Source organism: Marinomonas rhizomae, from assembly GCF_024397855.1.
GTDB classification, from domain to species: Bacteria; Pseudomonadota; Gammaproteobacteria; order Pseudomonadales; family Marinomonadaceae; genus Marinomonas; species Marinomonas rhizomae_A.
In genome coordinates, this window is sequence record NZ_CP073343.1 from 1,563,570 (window position 1) to 1,587,981 (window position 24,412).

The 24,412-nt window shown below is 43.6% G+C and carries 20 protein-coding genes; 16 read left to right on the forward strand and 4 right to left on the reverse strand.

Features of this window, described 5'->3' with window-relative positions:
• Positions 1-35: 35 nt before the first annotated feature.
• The 9 genes from KDW99_RS07260 (at position 36) to mobA (ending at position 12,105) form a co-directional block, all read left to right on the forward strand.
• Complete coding sequence (locus tag KDW99_RS07260; RefSeq protein ID WP_255829265.1) at positions 36-1,364, forward strand: CmpA/NrtA family ABC transporter substrate-binding protein; 1,329 nt, start codon at positions 36-38, stop codon at positions 1,362-1,364.
• Positions 1,365-1,411: 47 nt separating this feature from the next.
• Positions 1,412-2,362, forward strand: coding sequence for an ABC transporter permease (locus tag KDW99_RS07265; RefSeq protein ID WP_255828633.1), 951 nt, complete (start codon positions 1,412-1,414; stop codon positions 2,360-2,362).
• 53 nt (positions 2,363-2,415) lie between these two features.
• Positions 2,416-3,264 (forward strand): ABC transporter ATP-binding protein, encoded by an 849-nt coding sequence (locus KDW99_RS07270; RefSeq protein WP_255828634.1) that lies wholly within the window; start codon positions 2,416-2,418, stop codon positions 3,262-3,264.
• The gene (locus tag KDW99_RS07275; RefSeq protein WP_255828635.1) at positions 3,257-4,498 is read left to right on the forward strand and encodes an NAD(P)/FAD-dependent oxidoreductase; all 1,242 of its coding nucleotides are present in this window, start codon (positions 3,257-3,259) and stop codon (positions 4,496-4,498) included. Before KDW99_RS07270 ends, KDW99_RS07275 begins: the two co-directional genes overlap by 8 nt.
• A gap of 71 nt (positions 4,499-4,569) precedes the next feature.
• Positions 4,570-7,140 (forward strand): nitrite reductase large subunit NirB, encoded by a 2,571-nt coding sequence (gene nirB / locus KDW99_RS07280; RefSeq protein ID WP_255828636.1) that lies wholly within the window; start codon positions 4,570-4,572, stop codon positions 7,138-7,140.
• 4 nt (positions 7,141-7,144) lie between these two features.
• The gene (nirD, locus tag KDW99_RS07285) at positions 7,145-7,477 is read left to right on the forward strand and encodes a nitrite reductase small subunit NirD (protein WP_255828637.1); all 333 of its coding nucleotides are present in this window, start codon (positions 7,145-7,147) and stop codon (positions 7,475-7,477) included.
• A 308-nt stretch (positions 7,478-7,785) separates the two neighbouring features.
• Positions 7,786-10,485 (forward strand): nitrate reductase, encoded by a 2,700-nt coding sequence (locus KDW99_RS07290; RefSeq protein ID WP_255828638.1) that lies wholly within the window; start codon positions 7,786-7,788, stop codon positions 10,483-10,485.
• Positions 10,482-11,516, forward strand: a complete 1,035-nt coding sequence (locus KDW99_RS07295) for a glycosyl transferase family protein (protein ID WP_255828639.1) — start codon at positions 10,482-10,484, stop codon at positions 11,514-11,516. The genes KDW99_RS07290 and KDW99_RS07295 overlap by 4 nt, the downstream gene beginning before the upstream one ends.
• 13 nt (positions 11,517-11,529) lie before the next feature.
• Positions 11,530-12,105, forward strand: a complete 576-nt coding sequence (gene mobA, locus KDW99_RS07300; RefSeq protein ID WP_255828640.1) for a molybdenum cofactor guanylyltransferase MobA — start codon at positions 11,530-11,532, stop codon at positions 12,103-12,105.
• A gap of 18 nt (positions 12,106-12,123) precedes the next feature.
• On the opposite strand, the gene KDW99_RS07305 is transcribed toward mobA, so the two are convergent.
• The 3 genes from KDW99_RS07305 to purM are packed head-to-tail and all read right to left on the reverse strand — an operon-like array spanning position 12,124 to position 14,586.
• Positions 12,124-12,864, reverse strand: a complete 741-nt coding sequence (locus KDW99_RS07305; protein WP_255828641.1) for a DUF3108 domain-containing protein — start codon at positions 12,862-12,864, stop codon at positions 12,124-12,126.
• Positions 12,865-12,877: 13 nt separating this feature from the next.
• The gene (gene purN, locus KDW99_RS07310) at positions 12,878-13,531 is read right to left on the reverse strand and encodes a phosphoribosylglycinamide formyltransferase (protein ID WP_255828642.1); all 654 of its coding nucleotides are present in this window, start codon (positions 13,529-13,531) and stop codon (positions 12,878-12,880) included.
• Positions 13,528-14,586, reverse strand: coding sequence for a phosphoribosylformylglycinamidine cyclo-ligase (gene purM, locus KDW99_RS07315; protein ID WP_255828643.1), 1,059 nt, complete (start codon positions 14,584-14,586; stop codon positions 13,528-13,530). Before purM ends, purN begins: the two co-directional genes overlap by 4 nt.
• Positions 14,587-14,703: 117 nt before the next feature.
• On the opposite strand from purM, the gene KDW99_RS07320 reads away from it, so the two are divergent.
• Positions 14,704-15,789 carry a DUF2066 domain-containing protein gene (locus KDW99_RS07320; RefSeq protein WP_255828644.1) on the forward strand — a complete coding sequence of 362 codons (1,086 nt, stop codon included), beginning with the start codon at positions 14,704-14,706 and terminating at the stop codon, positions 15,787-15,789.
• Complete coding sequence (locus tag KDW99_RS07325; protein ID WP_255828645.1) at positions 15,790-16,020, forward strand: hypothetical protein; 231 nt, start codon at positions 15,790-15,792, stop codon at positions 16,018-16,020. It abuts the gene before it with no gap.
• Positions 16,021-16,103: 83 nt separating this feature from the next.
• Here KDW99_RS07325 and gltA read toward each other — a convergent pair whose 3' ends face one another.
• On the reverse strand, positions 16,104-17,387 hold the full coding sequence (gltA, locus tag KDW99_RS07330; protein ID WP_255828646.1) for a citrate synthase: 1,284 nt from the start codon (positions 17,385-17,387) through the stop codon (positions 16,104-16,106).
• Between the two features lie 571 nt (positions 17,388-17,958).
• Between gltA and sdhC the strand changes: the two genes are divergently transcribed.
• The 5 genes from sdhC to KDW99_RS07355 all read left to right on the forward strand — a co-directional run bounded on the left by sdhC (position 17,959) and on the right by KDW99_RS07355 (position 24,383).
• The gene (sdhC, locus tag KDW99_RS07335) at positions 17,959-18,336 is read left to right on the forward strand and encodes a succinate dehydrogenase, cytochrome b556 subunit (protein ID WP_255828647.1); all 378 of its coding nucleotides are present in this window, start codon (positions 17,959-17,961) and stop codon (positions 18,334-18,336) included.
• Positions 18,330-18,677: a succinate dehydrogenase, hydrophobic membrane anchor protein gene (sdhD, locus tag KDW99_RS07340; protein WP_255828648.1), complete on the forward strand. Its 348-nt coding sequence runs from the start codon at positions 18,330-18,332 to the stop codon at positions 18,675-18,677. Before sdhC ends, sdhD begins: the two co-directional genes overlap by 7 nt.
• Positions 18,678-18,680: 3 nt before the next feature.
• Positions 18,681-20,453: a succinate dehydrogenase flavoprotein subunit gene (sdhA, locus tag KDW99_RS07345; RefSeq protein ID WP_255828649.1), complete on the forward strand. Its 1,773-nt coding sequence runs from the start codon at positions 18,681-18,683 to the stop codon at positions 20,451-20,453.
• 12 nt (positions 20,454-20,465) lie between these two features.
• The gene (locus KDW99_RS07350) at positions 20,466-21,170 is read left to right on the forward strand and encodes a succinate dehydrogenase iron-sulfur subunit (RefSeq protein ID WP_255828650.1); all 705 of its coding nucleotides are present in this window, start codon (positions 20,466-20,468) and stop codon (positions 21,168-21,170) included.
• A 375-nt stretch (positions 21,171-21,545) separates the two neighbouring features.
• Positions 21,546-24,383 (forward strand): 2-oxoglutarate dehydrogenase E1 component, encoded by a 2,838-nt coding sequence (locus KDW99_RS07355; RefSeq protein WP_255828651.1) that lies wholly within the window; start codon positions 21,546-21,548, stop codon positions 24,381-24,383.
• Positions 24,384-24,412: the final 29 nt, after the last annotated feature.

Here is a 24,412-nt window from a genome sequence, read left to right on the forward strand (position 1 = left end):
TAATTCCCCTTCCTAAAATGGGGGCTTCTGTACTGATGGGGTCTGCTCTTTTATCTGGCGTTGCTCATGCTGAAGTAGGTTATGCCGAAAAAGAAGAGCTTAAATTTGGTTTTATAAAGTTAACAGATATGGCGCCATTAGCGATTGCTTATGAGAAGGGCTATTTCGAAGACGAAGGTTTGTACGTCACTTTGGAAGCACAAGCTAATTGGAAAGTTCTGCTCGACCGAGTGATTGATGGTCAGTTGGATGGCGCTCATATGTTAGCGGGTCAGCCACTTGGCGCCACCATTGGATACGGAACGAAAGCTCATATAGTGACGGCTTTTAGTATGGATTTGAATGGTAACGGTATTACGGTTTCTAATGATGTTTGGGATGAAATGAAGAAAAATATTCCAAATGGTTCTGACGGCAATCCCGTTCACCCAATCAGTGCCAGTGCGTTAAAACCTGTGATTGACGGTTATAAAGCGCAGGGTAAGCCATTCAAAATGGGCATGGTATTTCCTGTTTCCACTCATAATTACGAGCTGCGTTATTGGCTGGCTGCTGGTGGCATTCATCCAGGTTATTACGCGCCAGCTCGAGGCGACACCAGTGGTCAAATTAACGCCGATGCTTTGTTGTCTGTGACACCGCCGCCACAAATGCCAGCCACCATGGAAGCGGGAACGATTTCCGGCTATTGCGTTGGTGAACCTTGGAATCAACAAGCCGTGTTTAAAGGCATTGGAGTACCAGTCATCACAGATTATGAAATCTGGAAGAATAACCCTGAGAAAGTCTTTGGTGTCAGCAGTGACTGGGCGGAAGAATATCCCAATACTCATATTCGTGTTGTAAAAGCCATGATTCGCGCAGCGAAATGGTTAGATGAAAACAACAACGCTAATCGTCCTGAAGCTGTAAAAATACTCTCTCGTAGCCAATATGTTGGTGCCGATTACGATGTTATTGCTAACAGTATGACTGGCACATTTGAGTATGAAAAAGGCGACAAGCGTGATATTCCCGATTTCAACGTCTTCTTCCGTCATCACGCCACTTATCCTTATTACAGTGATGCTATTTGGTATCTCACACAAATGCGTCGTTGGGGACAAATTTCCGAACCTAAGTCTGACGAATGGTTCATGAAGATCGCTAAAGATGTCTACCGTCCTGATATTTATGCGCAAGCGGCACAATCCCTATTAGAGGATGGTGTCATGTCGGCAGACGAGTTTCCTGATTTTGATAAAGAAGACGGCTTTAAACCACCTCAAAGCGATTTCATTGACGGTGTCATGTACGACGGTAAGCACCCAAACGATTATCTGAAACGATTTAAGATTGGTCTAAAAGGCGATGATCAGGTCTAAACCAAACAAGATTAAGTGAGAAAAAGATGATGATATCAAACATAACTATGGCTTCTTTAAAGGACAAGATCAGCGCCTTTTCTGTTAAGGGAATCCTGCTGCCCGTCTTCGGCATTCTTGTGTTTATCTTGTTATGGCAAGTTGGAGCAAGTCGAGTTCATACCTCTTTGGGAGAGTTTCCTGGTCCAGTTGTGGTGTATGAGCAATGGAATAGTCTCGTTGCAGAACATCAGAATGAACGGGTGAAGGCGGACAAGTTTTACGTCCGCCAAGAAGAGCGTATTGCAGAGCGTCAGGCTAAAGATCCTAGTTATGCTGGCATTATCCGGGATTACACTGGTAAGCCGACTTTCTTTGATCAAATATTTACCAGCTTGTACACCGTTCTAGCAGGGTTTGGTCTGGCCAGCCTTATTGCTATTCCTGTAGGGATTTTGATCGGCTTGAATCGTTCTGTTTACAGTGCTCTAAACCCAGTTATTCAGGTATTTAAACCGGTTTCTCCGTTAGCTTGGTTGCCTTTGGTCACCATGGTAGTGAGTGCGAGTTACGTGTCCGATGATCCTATGTTCTCGAAATCTTTTCTGACGTCTATGTTCACGGTCACCTTATGTTGTATGTGGCCAACCCTGATTAACACCGCGGTGGGTGTTGCGGCAGTCGAGAAAGACCTGCTTAACGTATCGAAAGTCTTGCGCCTTGGTTGGGTGACGCATGTGATGAAGATCGTCATCCCTTCAGCCATCCCTTTGATGTTCACCGGCCTGCGTTTGTCATTGGGTATCGCTTGGATGGTGTTGATTGCAGCGGAAATGTTGGCGCAAAACCCAGGGTTAGGGAAGTTTGTTTGGGACGAGTTCCAAAATGGTAGCTCGAACTCGTTGGGTCGAATTATGGTGGCGGTTCTGATGATTGGCTTTATCGGATATTTGTTGGACCGAGTGATGTTGGCATTCCAGCGCTTCGCATCTTGGGATAAGACACAGGTGCTTCGCTAAGAAGCGATAGCTCGAAAATAGATTAACTTAGAATGCGCTAATAGGAGAATACGATGACAACACATTTAGACATCAGCCATGTTTCTATTGAGTTTCCTACACCAAAAGGGCCTTTTAAAGCCCTTGATAATGTCAGCCTGAAAATACAGAAAGGCGAGTTTGTTTCTCTTATTGGACATTCTGGCTGTGGTAAATCGACTGTCCTTAATATCGTTGCTGGTTTGTATGACGCAACAGAAGGCGGCATTTTATTGGATGGTCGTGAAGTAAAAGGGCCGGGTCCAGAACGTGCGGTGGTTTTTCAAAACCATTCTTTGCTGCCTTGGTTAACTTCTTACCAAAATGTTGAATTGGCGGTAAAACAGGTTTTTCGTAAAACCAAATCAAAGAAAGAAATGCATGACTGGATCATGCATAACTTAGAGTTAGTACACATGACGCACGCAGCGGACAAACGCCCAGATGAAATCTCTGGCGGTATGAAACAGCGTGTTGGTATTGCTAGAGCCTTGGCGATGGAACCTAGTGTTTTACTGATGGATGAACCTTTCGGAGCATTGGATGCTTTGACTCGAGCGCACTTGCAAGACTCACTAATGGAAATCCAAAAAGACTTAAACAATACCGTGATTATGATTACTCATGATGTGGATGAAGCTGTGTTGTTGTCGGATCGTATTGTGATGATGACTAATGGCCCAGCAGCAACCGTAGGGGAAATTCTGCATGTTGATCTTGAGCGTCCTCGTGAACGTCTGGCCTTAGCGAATGACCCAAGGTACGTGGATTATCGGACCCAAGTGTTGACCTTCTTGTATGAAAAACAACGCAAAGTAGAGCCGATTCAAGCAGTTGCTAGAAATAAAAAATCGGCTACTAGCGCCAAGGTTGCCAATGCCTAGTCTTATCTCTCAGTCGGAGAAACGCCGTCTCGTCATTGTCGGTGCTGGTATGGCTGGCAGCAAGCTTGCGCATGACTTCGAAAAAGCGCATGGCGATGAGTACCAAATAGTTTTGATTGGTGAGGAATCCAGAGTTGGCTACAACAGAATCATGCTGTCTTCTTTGTTGGCGAATGATATTTCTGATACCGAAATGCCATTAGTCGATACACAGAAGATGCAAGAAGATGGCGTTGATATTGTGTCCAATGATCCCGCTATTAAGGTGGACTCGAAAAATAAAACGATCTTATTAGCCAGTGGAAAAAGCATTATATACGACCAATTAGTGCTAGCGACAGGCTCTCGGGCAAGTGTGTTGCCAATCCATGGTTCGTCTGCCCCCAATGTTATGGGTTTTCGTACTTGGGAAGATGTGGATGTCATGACACAACTGGAAGGCAGGCAACCTGTTTGTGTGATAGGTGGTGGCTTACTGGGTTTGGAAGCAGCAGTGGGTTTAGTGAAGCGTGGCCACAAGGTTGTGGTGTTTCATCGTTCTAATTGGTTGTTAAATCGTCAGCTAGATGAAGAATCAGCTGGGCTTTTGCTGAATAGACTTGAGCAAATGGGCATTGAGTTTCGTCTTGGTGAGTCACCAGAGTTTTTTTTACAAACAGATGATGGTCGAGTGTCTCATGTGGTTTGTCAAAATGGTGAGTCGCTGGCGGTTAATTTGGTCGTTATGGCGGCAGGAATTTCGCCAGAAATCGCTTTAGCTAAGGCGGCAGGATTGGCAACCAATCGAGCGATTTTAGTCGATAAGCAAATGCAAACTTCTCATGCTGATGTATTTGCGTTGGGGGAGTGTTGTGAATTTGATCAGCAAACCTTTGGTTTAGTTGCCCCTATTTGGACACAAATTAACGTTTTGATGAAGGTGTTGGTTGGAGAAGAGGCTGCGTTTGCCATAGAGCCTACACCGACCAAATTGAAAGTATCGGGCATCAATCTTTTTTCGGTCGGTAAGATTCAACCCTCAGAAGAAGACAGCTGCATCCTTTTCAAAGATGTTAGCGCAAATCATTACCGCAAACTGGTAGTCAACGATGGCTTACTGGTTGGCGCAATTCTATATGGCAACGTCGCCGATGGGAGCTGGTATTTCCAGCTTATTCAAAATAAGACCAATGTCTCTGACATACTTGATTTACTGGTATTTGGTGAAGCGTATTGCTGTCCTCAAGTGGCCTGAATTAAGCCGTTTTAGACGTTGCTAGCCGTTAGGCATATTACCAAAACAAGAGTTTCTGCAAGGGGAATAAAATGACTTCTACCGTGTCTTTTCTTAATACTAAACCTCATCTAGTGGTAATCGGTAATGGTATGGTTGGCCACCATTTTGTCGAGCAAATGATTGCCCAAGGAGGCCATGAAGCATTCCAAATTACGGTGTTTGGTGAAGAGTCGTACTTAGCCTATGACCGTGTGCATCTAAGTGAATATTTTACAGGCAAAGGTGCAGCGGATTTGGCCATGACAGATGGCTCTTTATATAGCGAACATGGTGTGCGTTATTTTATCAATAGTTTGGTGACCGAGATTGATCGTGAGGCTAAACAGCTAATATTGCAAAACGGTGAGTCATTATCTTATGAAAAGCTTGTTCTGGCGACGGGTTCTTACCCATTTGTTCCGCCCATTCCAGGCCATAAACGTGATAACACCTTTGTTTATCGTACTCTGGATGATTTGGATGCTATTAGAGCCTGTGCAAAAAAAGTGACACGAGGCACGGTGGTTGGCGGCGGTTTACTTGGATTGGAAGCGGCTAATGCACTTAAAAACCTTGGCTTGGAAACCAGTGTAGTGGAATTCGCACCGCGTTTAATGCCTGTTCAATTAGATGAAAAGGGTGGTACGGTTCTGAAAGAAATGATCGAAGGCCTAGATGTGAAGGTGTATACCGACACAGCGACGAAAGAGATTGTTGATGGAGAATCTGCTTTTCACCGAATGAATTTTGCTGATGGCTCTCACCTTGAAACCGACCTGATTTTGTTCTCTGCTGGTATTCGCCCGCAGGATGCGTTGGCTCATCAGTCCGGTTTAAGCGTGGGTGAGCGTGGTGGTATCAGTGTCAATAATCATTGCCAAACCAGTGATGAGGACATTTATGCCATTGGCGAATGTGCACTGTGGAATAATCGTATTTTTGGTTTGGTCGCACCGGGTTACGCGATGGCTAAATCTGCCGCTGGGCATTTGTTAGCAGATTTTTTAGGGCATGCTGGCGTGACTTTTACTGGCGCAGACATGAGCACTAAATTGAAGCTTTTAGGCTGCGATGTCGGTTCAGTTGGCGATGCACATGCTCAGTCTCAAGGTTGCAAAGTCTTTGTGTACCAAGATGAAATAAGTCAGAGCTACCGAAAAATGGTGGTCTCTGAAGATGGTAAAAAGCTATTAGGCGCTGTCTTGGTGGGTGACAACAGTTATTACGATACCTTGTTGCAATATTATCTCAATGCCATTGATTTACCGGAGCAAGCCCAAGCGCTTATCTTACCAGCGATGGGCGATGCCCCTGTTGGCTTAGGTGTGGATGCTTTGCCTGCGACAGCATCGATTTGTAGTTGCCATAATGTGTCCAAGCAGGATATTAACGACGCCGTTTGCAATGGGGCTTTGTCAGTCGGTGATGTGAAAGGTGTAACCAAAGCGGCAACGGGTTGCGGTGGTTGTGCGGCTTTATTGAAAAAAGTCGTCGATAACGAATTGTTGGCGTTGGGAGTCGAGGTCAGCACCGATATTTGTGAGCACTTTGCTTACACACGCCAAGATTTATACAACCTGGTTAAAATTGGCGAAATCAAAACTTTTAATGAGCTATTAAAAACACACGGCAAAGGTCACGGCTGTGAAATTTGCAAACCTGCTGTGGGCTCTATTCTTGCCAGTGTTTGGAATGATTATGTGTTGAAAAAAGAACACATTAGCTTGCAAGACACCAATGATCGCTTCCTTGCCAATATGCAAAAAGACGGAACTTACTCCATTGTGCCGCGTATTCCTGGCGGTGAAATTACCCCTGATAGATTGATTGTATTGGGCGAAGTGGCAAAAGAATACGGCTTATACACCAAGGTAACGGGTGGTCAACGTATCGATTTGTTTGGTGCTACTCTGCCGCAATTACCTGAAATTTGGGAAAAGTTAATTGCTGCGGGTTTTGAAACGGGGCAAGCCTACGGTAAATCTTTGCGAACGGTGAAATCATGTGTGGGCAGTACTTGGTGCCGTTATGGTGTGAATGACAGCATGAAGATGGCGATCGATCTGGAGAATCGTTACAAGGGATTGCGCTCGCCTCATAAAATAAAATTTGCGGTGTCTGGTTGTACGCGGGAATGCGCCGAAGCTCAGAGTAAAGACATTGGTGTAATCGCCACAGAAGGCGGTTGGAATCTATATGTGTGTGGTAATGGTGGTATGAAGCCACGCCACGGAGATTTGTTTGCCAAAGATTTGGACGATGAAACCTTGGTGAAATACATCGACCGGGTATTGATGTTTTACACCAAAACCGCGGATCGCTTGCAGCGTACTTCTGTTTGGATGGACGGTCTAGAGGGAGGATTGGACTATCTTAAAGAAGTAGTGATTAACGACAAATTAGGCTTATGCGCAGAACTTGAAGCGAGTATGCAGCACGTTGTAAATACCTTCCAGTGTGAATGGAAAACTACGTTGGACGATCCAGAAGCGATCAAAACTTTCCGCCAATTTGTGAATTATGAGGGCAGTGATAACAATGTGGTGTTTGTTGAAGAGCGCGATCAAATGCGTCCAGCAACCGAATCAGAAAAACAGCAATTAATTGCGAAGGTAGGTTAATACGATGACGATGCCATGGAAGTTAATTTGTAAACAAGAAGACTTGGTTGAAGGTGCTGGAGTCGCTGCTATGGTAAATGGCGAGCAAGTGGCGATTTTTTATATTCCTGAATCCGAGAATAAAGTATTTGCCATCGGAAATTGGGATCCTGTCGGCAAGGCGAATGTTTTGTCCCGAGGCCTAGTCGCCCATTTACAGGCGCAATGGGTAGTGGCCAGTCCTTTGTATAAGCAGCATTTCGTATTGTCATCGGGTCAATGTCTTGAAGAAACTGTTCAGGTGCCCCATTGGCCAGCCAAATTAGAAGACGGTAATGTATTTGTTGCGGCACACTAATCAAAAAGCGGCGCACCAAAATGATCTCTCTGCACTGTTTGAACGCTTCGTATCGCTGGTATTTTATAGCTTATTCGAAGAGAGTCAGTTGCAAGCCTAGCAAAGCTTAGTCATGGCCAGCTTAATGTGTTTTTTTAAAAGTTGGCTTACTAATTGCTTTATATAGATTACTGATGCACCGTAAACCGACGATGGCTTACACATAAAGCATACAGATATTACAAAAGGCAACGAGGCCCAATCACTTTTTTAGAAAAGTGATTGGGCCTTTTTTGTTTTTAAAAAAGTGAAAAGCGCGAGGTAGGTCCATGATGACAACAATGAAGACAGCAGCCAGCGTAAAAACGACCTGTCCATATTGCGGTGTTGGTTGTGGTGTAAATTTGACTCTTCCACATTCGGCAAGCGAAGCCGTTCCTCCTGTGTCTGGTGATGAGGGCCATCCCGCGAATTTTGGTCGTTTGTGTGTGAAAGGCAGCAGTCTTGCGCAAACGATCCAATCAGATGATCGTTTATTAACGCCCATGGTAGATGGTCAATCTGTCGCCTGGGGGGCAGCCATTGAAACAGTGAGCGCGAAAATTGCTCAAGTTGTAAGGGATCATGGCCCTGATGCCTTTGCTTTTTATCTTTCTGGGCAAATTTTGACAGAAGATTATTATGTTGCGAATAAACTGGCTAAGGGCTTTATTGGTACAGCCAACGTAGATACCAATTCTCGCTTGTGTATGGCGTCTGCTGTTGTCGGTTATAAACGTGCTTTTGGCTCGGACACTGTGCCTTGTAATTATGAAGATCTAGAGCTCTGCGATTTATTGATCATGGTTGGGTCGAACGCCGCATGGACACATCCGATTTTATATCAGCGCATTGCTGCTGCGAAAAAACAGCGGCCTAATATGAAAGTGGTGGTAATTGATCCAAGAGAAACGGCGACTTGTGATATTGCAGACCTGCATTTGGCAATTAAGCCTGGAAGCGACGCGGCGATTTTTTCCTTTTTATTAAGTGATTCTGTTCAGACTGGTATTTTGGATCAGGGCTTTGTTGCGAATCATACCAATGGATTTGAGGCTGCTTTAGTAGAGGCGAGCGAATCGACACCAAGCTTATCTTATACCGCAGACTTTTGCGGGATCAGTGAGCAGAATCTAGCTTGTTTAGCGAGCTGGTGGCGCGATATACCAAAGACAGTCACCTTTTACTCCCAAGGGGTGAATCAGTCTTCCTCTGGCGTTGATAAGTGCAATGCGATTATTAATTGTCATTTGGCGACGGGGCGTATTGGTAAAGAAGGTGCAGGGCCTTTTTCTATTACGGGTCAGCCGAACGCCATGGGTGGGCGAGAAGTCGGTGGTTTGGCCAATCAATTAGCCGCTCATATGGATTTTGCCACACCGGGCGCACAGGATTTGGTGCAGCGCTTTTGGCAAGCGCCGAATATGGCAACAAAGGACGGTTTAAAAGCTGTCGACTTATTTCAGGCCATGGAGGAAGGTAAGGTCAAAGTGGTGTGGATTATGTCGACTAATCCTATGGTGAGCTTACCTGATACCGCTCAAGTCCGACGTGCGCTGGAAAAATGCGAGCTTGTGATTGTCAGTGATTGCAAAGCGCATACTGATACAACCGCCATGGCGGATGTTCTATTTCCTGCGACGGGCTGGAGTGAAAAAGACGGTACGGTAACGAATTCAGAGCGACGTATTTCTCGCCAACGAGGTTTATTGCCTGCACCAGGTGAAGCCAAGCATGATTGGTGGGCAATCTGTGAAGTCGCAAAAAGTTTGGGCTTTCAATCGGCTTTTTCTTATCAAAATGTCTATGAAATTTTTGCTGAGCATGCGGCTTTGTCGGCGTTCGAAAATAATGGCAGGCGTGATTTTGATATCGGCCATTTTAGCCAGATAAGTAAGGCTGAATATGATGCTTTGACACCAGTGCAATGGCCTGTACCAAAAGGTCGACCAGAAGGCACCAAACGCATGTTTGAAGGTGGGCGTTTTTTTACCCCAGACGGCCGAGCACGATTTGTTGCGATCACACCAAGTTTGCCGAAGTATCAAGCTTCACAAGAATGGCCTTTTACCTTAAATACCGGACGAGTACGCGATCAGTGGCATACCATGACAAGAACCGGAGATGCAGCCTCTTTGGCTAAGCATACCGCGCAACCTTATGTGGAAATTCATCCCAAGGATGCGAAACGTCTTGGTATTAAAGATAAAGCCTTAGTGCGTCTTACTTCACCGTACGGAGAGGCTTTGCTAAAAGCTAAAGTGAGTGGGGCGGTTGTGCCAGATAATGTATTTGCCCCTATTCACTGGACGCAGCAATTTGCCAATGCGTCTGTGGTATCAAATCTTATCCCGCAAGTGGTTGATCCCTTATCAGGTCAACCGGAATCGAAACATGCTCAGGTTCAGCTCGAAGCGGTTAGTGATATTTGCTATGGCTTGCTTGTTTCGGCAGTGCCGCTTGTTTTATCAGAGTGCCTGTATTGGTGCCAAGTACCTTCTGAGCAAGGTTTTCACTACGAAGTAGTTTGGCCAAATGGGCAAACACTAGCTTCTTTGAAGGCAATATATATAGAGCAGAGTAAAGGTTTGGCAGAAAGGGTTGAGTGGTTGGAATATTCGAACCCCGTTACGCAGCAAATTCGATTGGCCAAGTTGATGGATCAAAAACTTACTTTGCTTATGTATTTGCATCCTCAGCCTGAATCCGTCATGGCGGATTGGCTTATTTCTAAATTAGAGATAAACACGTCGTTATCATTACAAGATCGTTTAGCTATTCTGGTGGGCTCTCCCGCTAATATGGAAGATAAAGGAGAGATCGTTTGTTCTTGCTACCAAGTTGGTAGTAAGCAGATTGAAAAGGCGATTGCGTCTGGTATTTGTTCCGTCGATGAATTAGGGGGCAAGCTAAAATGCGGTACCAATTGTGGTTCTTGCCTTCCTGAATTAAAGCGCTTTATTCCCACTGTGGCGGAGTTATCGGTATGACTGGCAGAGCAACTATTAGAAGGGTAATTAGAACGGCCAATGATTTTACCCAATATGTAAAAATTTTAGGGCGAGGCAAAAAGGGCGCACGCAGTTTGACGGTGGAAGAGGCTGAACATGCCATGAGTTTGATGCTGTCTGGTAAGGTAGCGCCAGAACAGTCTGGTGCATTCTGGATGTTGATTCGAATTCGTGAAGAGACAGTAGAAGAAACTGTTGGTTTTACCAAGGCGACAAGAGACTATTTGTCGAAGAAAGAATCATTGGGAATTAAGGTTGATTTGGATTGGCCTGCTTATGCTGGTAAGCGCAATGAGTTGCCTTGGTTTTTGCTGGCGGCGCTTGCACTTGCTAATACAGGGATCAAAATTGTGATGCATGGACATACGTTTGAAGGGGAAAATCGAATGTATGTAGAGCATGCTATTAATCAATTGGGCTTAGCTGTTTGTCATTCTAGGACTCAGTTAACACAAGAGCTTGAAGTTAGGTGTTTTGCTTATATGCCGTTGGCTGAAGTAGATAAAAAGTTAGGCGGCATGATGGATCTTAAGTACGTATTGGGTTTGCGCTCGCCTGTAAACACGGTTGTACGTATGATGAATCCATTTTCAGCTGATCATAGTGTGCATGGGGTGTTTCATCGTGGTTATGATCAGCTTCATCTTTCTGCTTGTGAGCAATTAGGTGATGCGTCGGTGTTGGTATTTCGTGGCGGCAATGGTGAAACAGAAGTGAATCCTGAGCGAGATGTCACCTTGGGTAAGTGGCAAAATGGCGTAGCCAGTTGGTCTGATTGGCCAAAAGCTGAACAAGAACATAAGCGCTTAAAAGACAATTTGGATTTGTCGCGATTGACGGATCATTGGCGTGGAGATCAACTTGATCAATTTGGCGAGCAAGCGGTTCGACAAACCATTGCGTCAGTTGCCGGACTTCTTTATGGTGTGACTTCCCATGAAGAGTGTCTTGTTTTGGCTGATGAAATTTGGGCCAAACGAGACAAAAGGTATTTTGATACTGTTTTGTAGAAGAGAAAGTAGTATGGCGTTTATATCTTTATCAGCAGCAGTGCTTGCTGGTGGAAAAGCAGAGCGAATGTCTCGTCAAGATAAAGGTTTGCTGTTTTTTCAGGATGAACCAATGGCGTTATCGGTAGCCCGAGCTTTGCAGCAAGTTGCTGAAAGAGTGTTTATCAATGCCAACCGAAATTTTGAAGCTTATGCAAAGCTTGGTTATGAAGTGGTTGCCGATGATCAAGATCATCAAGGGAAAGGGCCATTATCTGGCTTATTGACTTGTTTAGCTTTTGCGCAAACATCGCACCTAGTGATCTCTCCTTGCGATACGCCTCGTATTAGTAGTGCTGCATTTGTGAAGCTGACAGCAGCCTGTCGATTATCGCCAGAAAAAATTCATTATTTAAGTAATGCTGCTGATGCTCATCCTTTGCATGCCATCCTGCCTGTAGAGGCCACGCTTAATGCTTTGACGTCTTTTTTAGATAAGGAGCAGAGACATAGCGTTTTGAAATTTTATGAGGCGTTTGGCTGTCAATCAGTTGCTTGGGAGGACAGCTCCGAGTTGTTAAATGTTAATACGCCTGATGAGTTAGCTTAAACTTATCAATAATTGTTTTTAGGATTGGCTCATCGATTCAATGTCTAAGTGATAAGATTCGCCATCTTCTTTGTGCTCTAACTTGACCAATAAGTAGTCAAATTTTGGTGCAAACCAAAATGATGTCTTTTTGCCTTTTTCTAGATTGTCGGTTCGGATAATTTTAATCGCAGAAACTCGACCAAGTTTGGTGTTGATTGTTTCCATTTTATCGCGTTTGAAACGCCAGTTTTTAATATAGCCGCCGTCTGCGATCTGATAATCGAAGTCATTTTTACCCATTTTTAGATCTTGTCTAACTTGCAGTTGGATAGACAGTTTGTCTAATGTTTTTGGGTTGATTGAAAGGTTCCAAGGTTTGTCTTTGACATCATTTTGGACAAGGTGGTTTTCCCAATCAAACGTGAGTATCGCGCTTCTCTTTTTTCCTAGTGCTGAACTTTGGTATTCGTATTTTGTTGGAATGATTTGGTGGTCTTCAACGTAAAAAATGGATGACTCATTAAGTGAAGCAATCATGCTGTCTGCGGTAAATACAAATTGCCACAAATTGTCTGATTTTTGGGATAAGGTTTGTTTGCCTTCTACTTTTAGACTAATGCCTTTTTTCCAGATGGTACTGTAAACAGCGGAATAAGGTTTGAGGAAGGTTTTTTGAGATGTGGTTTCGGTGGCGTTTACCTTCATTGAGGAAAGAGAAAGTATGGGGATACTCATAAAAATGGCCATTAAAAACATTGGGGTTTTACGAGTTCTCATACTTTCTCCTACATCATGTTAGAGCTTTGTTATAAAGAATGCCGCTTTCAGGGAGGACATTGTTATCAAAAAAAGCCGTTCCGTCATGGAATGTTAATCTTTCTTCACTGAACCATTTTACAGCCAATGGATAGATAATATGTTCTAAAGAGTGAACTTTACTAGCTAAAGTTTCTGCTGTTTCTGTATGTGCGATTTCCGTGCTTGCTTGAAGGATAACGGCACCAGCATCCAGTTCAGGGCTAACGAAATGTACCGAAACCCCATGCTCTTTTTCGTTGGCATCAATTGCGCGCTGATGTGTGTTCAAACCTTTGTATTTTGGAAGCAAAGAGGGGTGAATGTTTAGCATTCTACCTTCAAAATGTTTCGCAAAAGTTTCAGTTAAAATACGCATGAATCCAGCAAGAACGACCAACTTTGGTTGGTATTGATCGATAAGTGCTTGTAGCTCAGCATCGAATTCTTCTCGGCTATCAAATGACTTATGGTTAAGAGTGTGCGTTGGTATACCCACCGCTTTAGCTCTTTCTAGGCCATAAGCTTCTGCTTTGTTACTAATAACAGCACAGATCTTGATATTAAGTAGTCCTTGCAAGCTTTGATCAATCAAAGCTTGCAAGTTGCTGCCGCTGCCAGAAATTAAGACAACGATAGGAAAACTCATGCCTGCGTCTCTAGATCAGAAATTAAAACATCTTTTCCGCTGTTACGAGGACAGATGTCACCAATGATCCAAGCGTTTTCGCCTTCAGCTTTTAGAATAGCAAGTGCTTCGTCTGCTTTTTCTGCATCGATAGACAGTACCATGCCGACACCACAGTTTAGAACACGGTACATTTCTTCTTGCTCAACATTTCCTTGTTCTTGCAGCCAATCGAACACAGCAGGGCGTTTCCAGCTGGCTGCATCGATACGAGCTGCAGCGTCTTCAGGAAGAACACGAGGAATATTTTCAAGTAAGCCGCCGCCAGTAATATGAGCTAGTGCGTTTACAGAAATGGATTCCATCAACTTGAGGATAGACTTCACGTAAATGCGAGTTGGCTCCATAAGAGCGTCTTTTAATGGTACGCCATCGATATCTTGATTTAGGTCTGCTTTGCTGACTTCAAGAATCTTACGAATAAGTGAATAGCCGTTTGAGTGAGGACCTGAAGAACCCAAAGCAATCAATTTGTCGCCAGCTTTTACATTGCTGCCGTCAATGATGCTTTCTTCTTCAACAACGCCCACACAGAAGCCTGCTAGGTCGTAATCACCGTCATGGTACATACCCGGCATTTCAGCTGTTTCACCACCAACAAGCGCGCAGCCTGCTTGTAGACAGCCTTCGCCAATACCAGTTACTACGTTTGCAGCAACGTCAACGTCTAGCTTGCCTGTTGCATAGTAATCTAGGAATAATAGTGGCTCAGCACCGGCTACTACTAGATCGTTAACGCACATTGCAACTAGGTCGATACCAATGGTGTCATGCTGGTTAAGGTCCATCGCTAGACGAAGCTTAGTGCCAACACCATCGGTGCCAGAAACAAGAATAGGGTTTTTGTATTTTGTTGGAAGGCGTGTCAAAGCACCAAATCCACCCAGACCACCCATTACTTCAGGGCGACGAGTTTTTTTGCTTACGCCTTTAATACGTTCAACAAGTTGATTGCCAGCGTTGATATCAACGCCTGCGTCTTTATAGCTAATGGATGGTTTATCCGACTTGGTCATTGCCTATGCCTTATCATGGTACGAGGAAAAAAAAGGCATTTTAGCATAGTGGCGCATTAGGGCTATGGTTCTTTGCAATTAAGACAGTAGAATAGGCAAATAAACGAAGGAAGGGTTATGAATTCTCGTATATTTTTACTACTAATTAGTGTTTTTTGTATTTCGTCAGCCAATGCCGTCCCTATTCAGGGACTTTATAGTGCTGAAATTAAATTGCCAGTAACACAATCTGAGGCGCAGATGCTAAATGAAGCATTTGGTTTGGCTGCTGAAAATGTGTTGGTTAAAGTCTCTGGTGATAAAAATGCCATTACAGGTGAGCTTTTAGAGCAAGCTAAGAAGAAGGCACCAACTTGGGTTGCGCAGCACTCTGTGGCTTCACTTAGTGAGTTGCTACCTTCTGATGATGGATTGGTTCCTGGTAAACAGGTAAAGGTGACCTTTTATCAAGCATCAATTGATGGTTTTTTATCACAAAATAATCTGCCTGTTTGGGGGGATAATCGACCTTCGGTCTTAGTTTGGTTAGTGGACGAAAATAATGGTGTTAGGTCTTTATCTGGCTCAAAAGCGCCTTCTGAAGCACTGAACTTATTAGCTCAATCAGCCGGCGAAATTGGTGTGCCCGTTTATGCGCCTCTGCTTGATGAGGTTGATAAACGAAGTCTTGCAGCATCCGATGTGTGGGGGTTCTTTGAAGACAGCATACTAAACGCTAGTAAACGTTATCAGACTGACTCTGTTGCCGCTTTAAGGGTTAGTACTTACGCAGGGCAGGTGAGTGGTAACTTGTTAGTACTACTGAAAAATGGTGAAACAGAGCGATTTGTTTTGCGAGGTGAAAATCTTAACGACTTAATTGATCAGGCTAGCTCTGATTTGGCAAAAGTATTTTCTTCTCGTTACGCTTCGGTGCGTAACAATAGTTCTGCCAGTAAGGTTAATGTGCAAGTGGTGGGCGTAACCAATTACAGTATTATGAATAAAGTTCAGTCTTATTTTGAAAGTATCGGTGTCGTTCGCGACGTTATGTTGGTTCGAGTTGTTGGTAATAAAGTAGAGTTTTCTATTGAGATTGATGGTGATAAACAGAAATTATTTAACAGTATATCCCTAAGCCGATTGCTGATTAATGCGCCGTTAAATGCTTTGGACCCAGATGCAAACCGTGTTACGTCTTACCAATATAGTGGAGTAAATTAAATGACAGATCTATTGGATGAAAAAGTTATAGAGCGAGATTTTTTTGCTCGTCCAGTGGAGGAGCAAAGCGATTTCTTGGCGCAAACTTGGTGTAATCACTGCATGGAAGTGGATTTAGGCATGATTAACCCTAAGGAGTTTGAGGGTAAGGATAGGGTGTGGATAGAAGGTGATTGCGTTAAGTGTGGTAATTCGACTGTAACTGAAATAGTCGAAGAGGATGAAGAGTAGCGCTTAGCTTTTATTTGAATAAGTTTTAACCAATAAAAACGCGCCCTTAGGCGCGTTTTTTTGTAATGCATTATTTCAATGTATTACTTTTTAGTTGGGTAATCGCGCTCTGGCTTACCTACATACAGCTGGCGAGGACGACCAATTTTGTATGGTCCACTGATCATCTCATTCCAGTGAGAGATCCAGCCGATAGTGCGGGACATAGCAAAAATCACCGTAAACATACTGGTTGGGATGCCAATTGCTTTCATGATGATGCCAGAGTAGAAGTCCACGTTAGGGTAAAGTTTACGCTCAACGAAGTAAGGGTCTTCTAGGGCAATTTGCTCAAGACGTTTTGCAATTTTTAGTAATGGGTCATTAGACTGGCCTAGTTCTTCCAATACTTGGTCGCAAGTTTCGCGCATTACTTTGGCGCGTGGATCAAAGTTCTTATAAACACGATGACCAAAGCCCATTAGTCGGAATGGGTCATTTTTGTCTTTTGCTTTCGCGATGTATTCATCGATGTTTTCAACATCACCGATCTCTTCAAGCATAGTCAACACAGCTTCGTTGGCGCCACCATGAGCAGGCCCCCAAAGTGTTGCAATACCTGCTGCAATACAAGCGAATGGGTTTGCGCCAGATGAACCGGCTAAACGCACTGTAGAAGTTGATGCATTCTGTTCATGATCTGCATGGAGAATAAAAATACGATCCATGGCTTTTGCGAAAACTGGGTTTACGACATAGTCTTCACATGGTGTGGCAAACATCATGTACAAAAAGTTTTCGGCATAAGATAGGTCGTTACGAGGGTACATAACAGGCTGATCTTTTGAATACTTGTAGCAGATTGCCGCCAATGTTGGCATTTTAGAAATTAGACGGAATGCGGCAATCTCACGATGCTTAGGATTATTGATATCCATGTGATCTTGGTAGAAAGCAGAAAGTGCACCAACTAGACCACACATGATTGCCATTGGGTGGGCGTCGTTTCGGAAGCCTTCAATGAACTTATGCATGGATTGGTTGACCATGGTGTGCTTACCAACCATTTTTTCAAAGTCTTCTTTTTCTGTTTTACTAGGAAGTTCCCCGTAAAGTAACAAATAGCATGTTTCTAGGTAGTCTGAATGCTCAGCAAGTTGAGCTATTGGGTAACCACGATGCAAAAGGATTCCTGCGTCGCCATCTATAAAGGTAATAGAGGACTCACAAGAGCCGGTAGACATAAACCCTGGATCGTATGTGAATGCACCGTTGGCACCTAAGCCTCGAACGTCTATAACATCAGTGCCTAAAGTACCTGAAAGAACAGGAAGTTCGATAGTTTTATCGATCCCATCCACTTTGAGTGTCGCTTTTTTATCAGCCATTTATGGTCTCCTTCGTATTCCGGTTCGGAGCTAATTAGTTGTATGTTTGACACTAACTGGCTCAGAAGGTGCGCAAAAAATACTGTCTCTAGGCTATAAAAGTCAATCTTGTTCACTTTCACCCTATTTACATAATGCTAGGTTATCTTGTAATTATCTGACAGAAACGTAATATTGAATAAAGTCAAATTTTTAATAAAACCGACTTATACAATTGAAAAATAAAGGTTTTATTTGTTTTCTCTAGTGTCAAAATATTGTAATTTTGTACCATTATTGTTTCGGCTTATGGTTACATTCATTTGATGAATGGCGACCATTAAAAACCTCTTGTTCAGTCTATTTGTCTTAATATTTTGGGGTGGTCTATAATTGCGCCTCAGACGATTTCATTGATTTGTTGATGCTAGTGGATAAAAGAAAGTCGCTTTTAAACATTTGTTTGCAAATCGATGAGATTTTCAAAGTAGGCCTATGACGTTGTTACCTTACTCTTTTTTAGGGTTTATGTAACCGCGTATAGACATTGGGTCGTGATTGACCATTCAATCGATAAAATGGTGTAAAAGTCGTGAATAAAAAGAGACCAGTCAACCTTGATATGTTAACCATATCTCAACCAGTCACAGCAATCGTGTCAATTCTTCACCGTATAACAGGAGTTATCCTTTTTGTAGGATTGGCCTTCTTGTTTTACGCGTTTGATCTTTCACTAGAGTCCCAGGAAGGATTTGATCAGGTAGTTAATGCATTACAAACTAACTTCCTTGTTCAATTTGTTATCTGGGGTGTAGTTTCTGCATTGATGTATCACTTCGTGGCAGGTGTTAAACACTTGTTTATGGATATGGGGTACTTTGAAGAATTGGAAAGCGGACGCAGTGCTGCAATCGCAAACATAGTCATTGCAGTTGTTCTAATCGTGTTAGCAGGAGTTTGGATATGGTAACTCAAATCACAAGTTTTGGTCGTTCGGGTTTATACGACTGGATGATGCAGCGTGTTTCTGCTGTTGTGTTGTCTTTATACACAATCTTTATTATCGGTTATTTGCTTCTAAATCCTGATCTTACATACGATCAGTGGAGTGCTTTATTTGAAGCTACTTGGATGCGCATCTTCAGCTTAATGGTGCTTTTGTCTATTGGTATGCACTCTTGGATCGGTTTGTGGTCCATTTCTACTGACTATATAAAAGCAACTGGTGCTCGTTTCTTCTTTCAATCTCTATGCGGTCTTGTAATGTTTATTTACATCGTATGGGGTGTTCAGGTTCTTTGGGGGCTTTAAGTAATGGCAAATATTCGTACTATTTCTTTTGATGCCATTGTTATCGGTGGCGGTGGCGCAGGTATGCGTGCAGCGCTTCAGTTAACTGAGTCTGGTTTAAATACCGCATGTGTTACGAAAGTATTTCCGACGCGTTCACATACAGTGTCTGCACAAGGTGGTATTACCTGTGCAATAGCAAGTGATGACCCGAATGATGATTGGCGCTGGCACATGTATGACACCGTAAAAGGGTCTGATTATATTGGTGACCAAGACGCTATTGAGTACATGTGTTCTGTAGGTCCTCAAGCTGTTTTTGAACTTGAGCACATGGGGTTACCATTCTCTCGTACAGAGCAAGGTCGTATTTACCAACGTCCATTCGGTGGACAGTCTAAAGACTTCGGTAAAGGCGGTCAGGCTGCGCGTACTTGTGCTGCTGCTGACCGTACAGGTCACGCTCTACTTCATACGCTGTATCAGGGTAACCTTAAAGGCGGCACGACATTCTTGAATGAATGGTATGCAACAGATCTTGTGAAAAACAGCGAAGGTGCGGTTGTCGGTGTTATTGCAATCTGTATCGAAGATGGTGAAACCGTTTACCTTAAAGCTAAGGCAACAGTTATCGCAACAGGCGGTGCTGGTCGTATTTACCAATCAACTACCAATGCTCACATCAATACAGGTGATGGCGTAGGTATGGCATTGCGTGCTGGTTTCCCAATGCAAGATATGGAAATGTGGCAATTTCACCCAACAGGTATCTACGGTGCTGGTACGCTTGTAACGGAAGGTTGTCGTGGTGAAGGTGGTTACCTAATTAATAAAGACGGCGAGCGTTTCATGGAGCGTTATGCTCCAAATGCGAAAGATCTTGCAGGTCGTGACGTTGTTGCCCGCTCAATGGTCCTAGAAATTTTGGAAGGCCGTGGATGTGGCCCTGATGGCGATCACGTGTTGCTAAAATTGGATCATTTGGGTGAAGAAACCTTGAATAAACGTCTTCCTGGTATTCTTGAGCTTTCACGTACTTTTGCTCACGTTGATCCAGTTAAAGAACCTATTCCAGTTATCCCTACTTGTCACTACATGATGGGTGGTATTCCAACCAACATCGGCGGTCAAGCTATTAAAATTAACGAAGCGGGCGAAGATATCATTATTGATGGTCTTTACGCTTGTGGTGAAGCGGCTTGTGTGTCTGTACACGGTGCAAATCGCCTTGGTGGCAACTCGCTACTTGATTTGGTTGTATTTGGGCGTGCTGTTGGTATTCAAGTTAAAAAATCTTTGGATGAAGGTTTTGAATCTTTAGACGCAGACGATACTAATGTTGAGAAAGCATTGGTTCGCTTGAATCGTTTAAATAACTCGACTGGTGGTGAAAGTGTGGCTGCTGTCCGTGCCGACCTTCAGCGTGTGATGCAGCTTTATTTCGGTGTGTTCCGTGATGGTGAGGCAATGCAAAAAGGTTTGGCTCAACTTCAAGAAATTCGTACACGTGTTGAAAACTTGCACCTTGAAGATAAGAGTCAAGCTTTTAATACTGCACGTATTGAGGCTCTTGAGTTGGAAAACCTATTGGAAGTTGCTGAAGCGACTGCTATTCCTGCTGAATTCCGTAAGGAAAGCCGCGGTGCGCATGCGCGTAATGACTTTACTGAACGTGACGATGAAAACTGGTTGAAGCACTCTTTGTTCCATCCAGCAGATAAGAAAGTGACTAAGCGTGATGTAAACTTTGCGCCAAAAACTATGGAAGCTTTCCCACCTAAAATTCGTTCATACTAAGGAGTTGTGTCAATGTTAGTTAGTATTTATCGCTACAATCCTGAGAAGGACGACGCTCCTTATATGCAGGATTACGAGATTGATTTGCCAGCAGGTAAAGACCTAATGGTGCTTGATGTTTTAAACTTGTTGAAGGCTCAAGACCCTAGTATTTCTTACCGCCGCTCATGCCGTGAAGGTGTATGTGGTTCTGATGGTATGAATATGTCAGGCAAAAACGGCTTGGCTTGCATTACGCCAGTTTCAGAAGCAGTTAAAAAAGGTAAGTTGGTGCTGCGTCCACTTCCTGGTTTGCCAGTGGTTCGTGATCTTGTTGTTGATATGGGGCAATTTTATAAACAGTATGAGAAGATTCGCCCATTCTTGATTAATGATGCGCCTGCACCAGCAATTGAACGCTTGCAAAGCCCTGAAGAGCGTGAAAAGCTTGATGGTCTTTACGAATGTATCTTGTGTGCTTGTTGTTCAACAGCTTGTCCTTCTTTCTGGTGGAATCCAGATAAGTTTGTTGGCCCATCTGGTTTGTTGCAAGCTTATCGTTTCTTGGCAGATAGTCGTGATACGGCAACCCAAGAACGCCTTAGCGATTTAGATGATCCATTCAGTGTCTTCCGTTGCCACGGTATCATGAACTGTGTAAACGTTTGTCCGAAAGGGTTAAATCCTACTAAGGCAATTGGTAATATTCGTACTATGCTTTTGCAGAGAGCGACCTAATAATGCTCCGAGTGATCCATTGTGGTATGTTGATGTGATCACCGAAAGTAGGCGGCTTGAATGTTGATTCAATGCCGCCATTTTTGCATATTCTAATATAGAGAATGCAACGAAAAGAATTTAAAATTCGATCTTTACGAGCAGGGATGTACAAAGAAAAACCACTAACTTAGTGATTAAGGATTCAGAGGGTTTTGTTTTATTAAAATGAAGCTTTCTTAGTGGTTTAGTATTGAACGTAAAAGGGCGAAAGTAGCTGGAAATAAACAAAAAATCGAGGCTTTAATAGCCTTACGGGCCTGATAAAATGATCGATCTTAATATAGATTGATACCGGGACCCCGGTAGCTGGCTCGAACATAAGGGTGATCGAGAATGCACGAAAGTTTAATGGAGTTGCTGTGGAGCACCTCTCATTTTTCAGGTGGAAACTTGGAATATGTTGAAGGGTTGTTTGAAAGCTACCTCGTCGATCCGAACTCTGTGTCGGAAGAATGGCGTAAATGTTTTGATCAATTGCCTCGCGTAAGTGAAGCGCAATCAACTGATCTTCCTCATTCAGTGATTCAAGAACAGTTTTTGCAAATCGGCAAGAATAAGTTCCGTTCAATGCCTGTTTCTACGGGTGTGGTAGCTAGTTCTGCACATGAGCAAAAACAAATTAATGTTTTGCAGTTGATTAATGCTTACCGCGTACGTGGGCATCAACATGCGACACTTGATCCACTTGGATTACAAAAACGAGAAAAAGTAGCTGACCTAGATATTGGTTATCACCAATTAACAGGTGCAGACTTAGATACCTCATTCAATGTAGGTTCTTTGTTCTTTAATAAAGAGTCTTTGAAATTAAGTGAGATTGTATCTGAGCTTGAAAAAACCTATTGCGGTAGCATTGGTTATGAATTTATGCACATTGTTGATACGCAAGAAAAAGCGTGGCTTCAACAGCGTGTAGAGTCTGTTCGCTCTCGTCCAGAATACTCACAAGAAACTCGTGAAAACCTACTTGAGCGTTTAACCGCAGCAGAAGGTTTGGAAAAGTATCTTGCTAGCCGTTACCCAGGCGCAAAACGTTTCGGCCTTGAAGGTGGCGAAAGCTTAATTCCTATGGTGAATGAGTTGATTCAACGTTCTGGCGCACTCGGTGCGAAAGAAGTTGTGATCGGTATGGCTCACCGTGGTCGTCTAAACGTACTAGTTAATACGCTAGGTAAAAACCCGAAGGACTTGTTTGATGAGTTTGAAGGTAAGAAGCTTGTTAATACTTCGGGCGACGTTAAGTACCACCAAGGTTTCTCTTCTAATGTGATGACGGCGGGTGGGGAAGTTCATATTGCTCTTTCTTTTAACCCATCGCATTTGGAAATTGTTTCTCCTGTTGTTGAAGGTTCCGTGCGTGCTCGCCAAGATCGCCGTAAAGATACAGCAGGTAAAACGGTTGTTCCGATTTCGATTCACGGTGATGCGGCTTTTGCTGGTCAAGGTGTGGTTATGGAGACATTCCAGATGTCCCAAACTCGCGCTTATCGTACTGGCGGTACCGTACATATTGTTATCAACAACCAAGTTGGTTTTACTACCAATCGTCAAGAAGATTCACGCTCTACTGAATATGCGACTGATGTTGCTAAAATCATTCAAGCGCCTATCTTTCACGTTAATGGCGATGATCCAGAAGCGGTATTGTTTGTTACTCAGCTAGCATTGGATTACCGTTATGAATTCGGCCGTGATGTTGTGATTGACATGGTTTGTTACCGTCGTCGTGGTCATAACGAAACGGATGAGCCTTCTGGTACTCAGCCACTGATGTACAGCGTTATTAGCAATTTGAAGACGACTCGTACTCTTTACTCTGAGCGTTTGATTGCTGAATCTGTCGTTACCCAAGAAAAATCAGATCAGATGGTCAGCGAAAACCGTGAAGATTTGGATAATGCTCGTCATGTTGCGAAGAGTCTTGTTCTTGAATCTCAAACTGGTTCATTTGTCGACTGGAAACCTTATCTTGGTGTTGAATGGACTGATGCTGGTGATACCACATATCCATTGGCTAAATTGCAGGAAGTCGCTCGCAAACTAACGACTGTTCCTGATGGTGTTGTGATTCAGCGCCAAGTTCAGAAGATTTACCAAGATCGCGACAAGATGACAGCAGGTGCTCTACCTCTAAACTGGGGTTACGCAGAAACATTGGCGTTTGCTACCTTGCTTGAGCAGGATTACCCGATTCGTATTACAGGTCAGGATTCTGGTCGTGGTACTTTCTCACATCGTCATGCGGTCATTCATAGCCAAAAAGATGGTAGTACTTATATTCCGCTGAAACATTTGTCTGAAGATCAGCCTACGTTGGATCTGTACGACTCTTATCTTTCAGAAGAAGCGGTATTGGCTTTTGAATATGGTTATGCAAGTACTTCACCGAAAGGTTTAGTTATTTGGGAAGCGCAGTTTGGTGACTTTGCTAACGGTGCGCAAGTTGTAATTGACCAATTTATCACCAGTGGTGAGCACAAGTGGGGTCGCCTATGTGGTTTGACCATGCTGTTGCCGCACGGTTATGAAGGTCAGGGACCTGAGCATTCATCAGCACGACTAGAGCGCTTCTTGCAGCTTTGTGCTGAATATAATATTCAGGTTTGTGTGCCAACAACACCGTCACAAATTTTCCATATTATTCGTCGTCAAGCGATTCGTCCTATGCGTCGTCCGCTTATCATCATGTCTCCGAAGAGTTTGCTACGTCATAAGCAGGCGATTTCGACACTAGAAGAGTTGGCGGAAGGAAGTTTCAAAACGGTACTGCCGGAATCATCTGAAACTGTCACTGCGGATAAAGTAAAACGTATTGTCCTGTGTAGCGGTAAGGTTTATTTCGACTTAATTAACCGTCGTGAAGAACTGCAAAAAGATGATGTTGCTGTAATACGTGTTGAGCAATTGTATCCGTTCCCATACGCAGATTTAGAGTCTGAGTTAGAACAGTACAAAAATGTTGAGAGCTTGGTATGGTGTCAAGAAGAGCCGAAAAACCAAGGTGCTTGGCATGCCAATCGTCACCGTATGAATCGAGTATTGGAAAAACTGTATCCTGAATTAAAAATCCGCTTTGCAGGTCGAATTTCGTCTGCTGCACCAGCGGCTGGTTACATGTCTATCCATGTTGAAGAACAAGAAGCGCTGGTCAACGACGCATTAGTTGGTTAGTACCATAGCCTGTCAAAGAGATAAGGGTA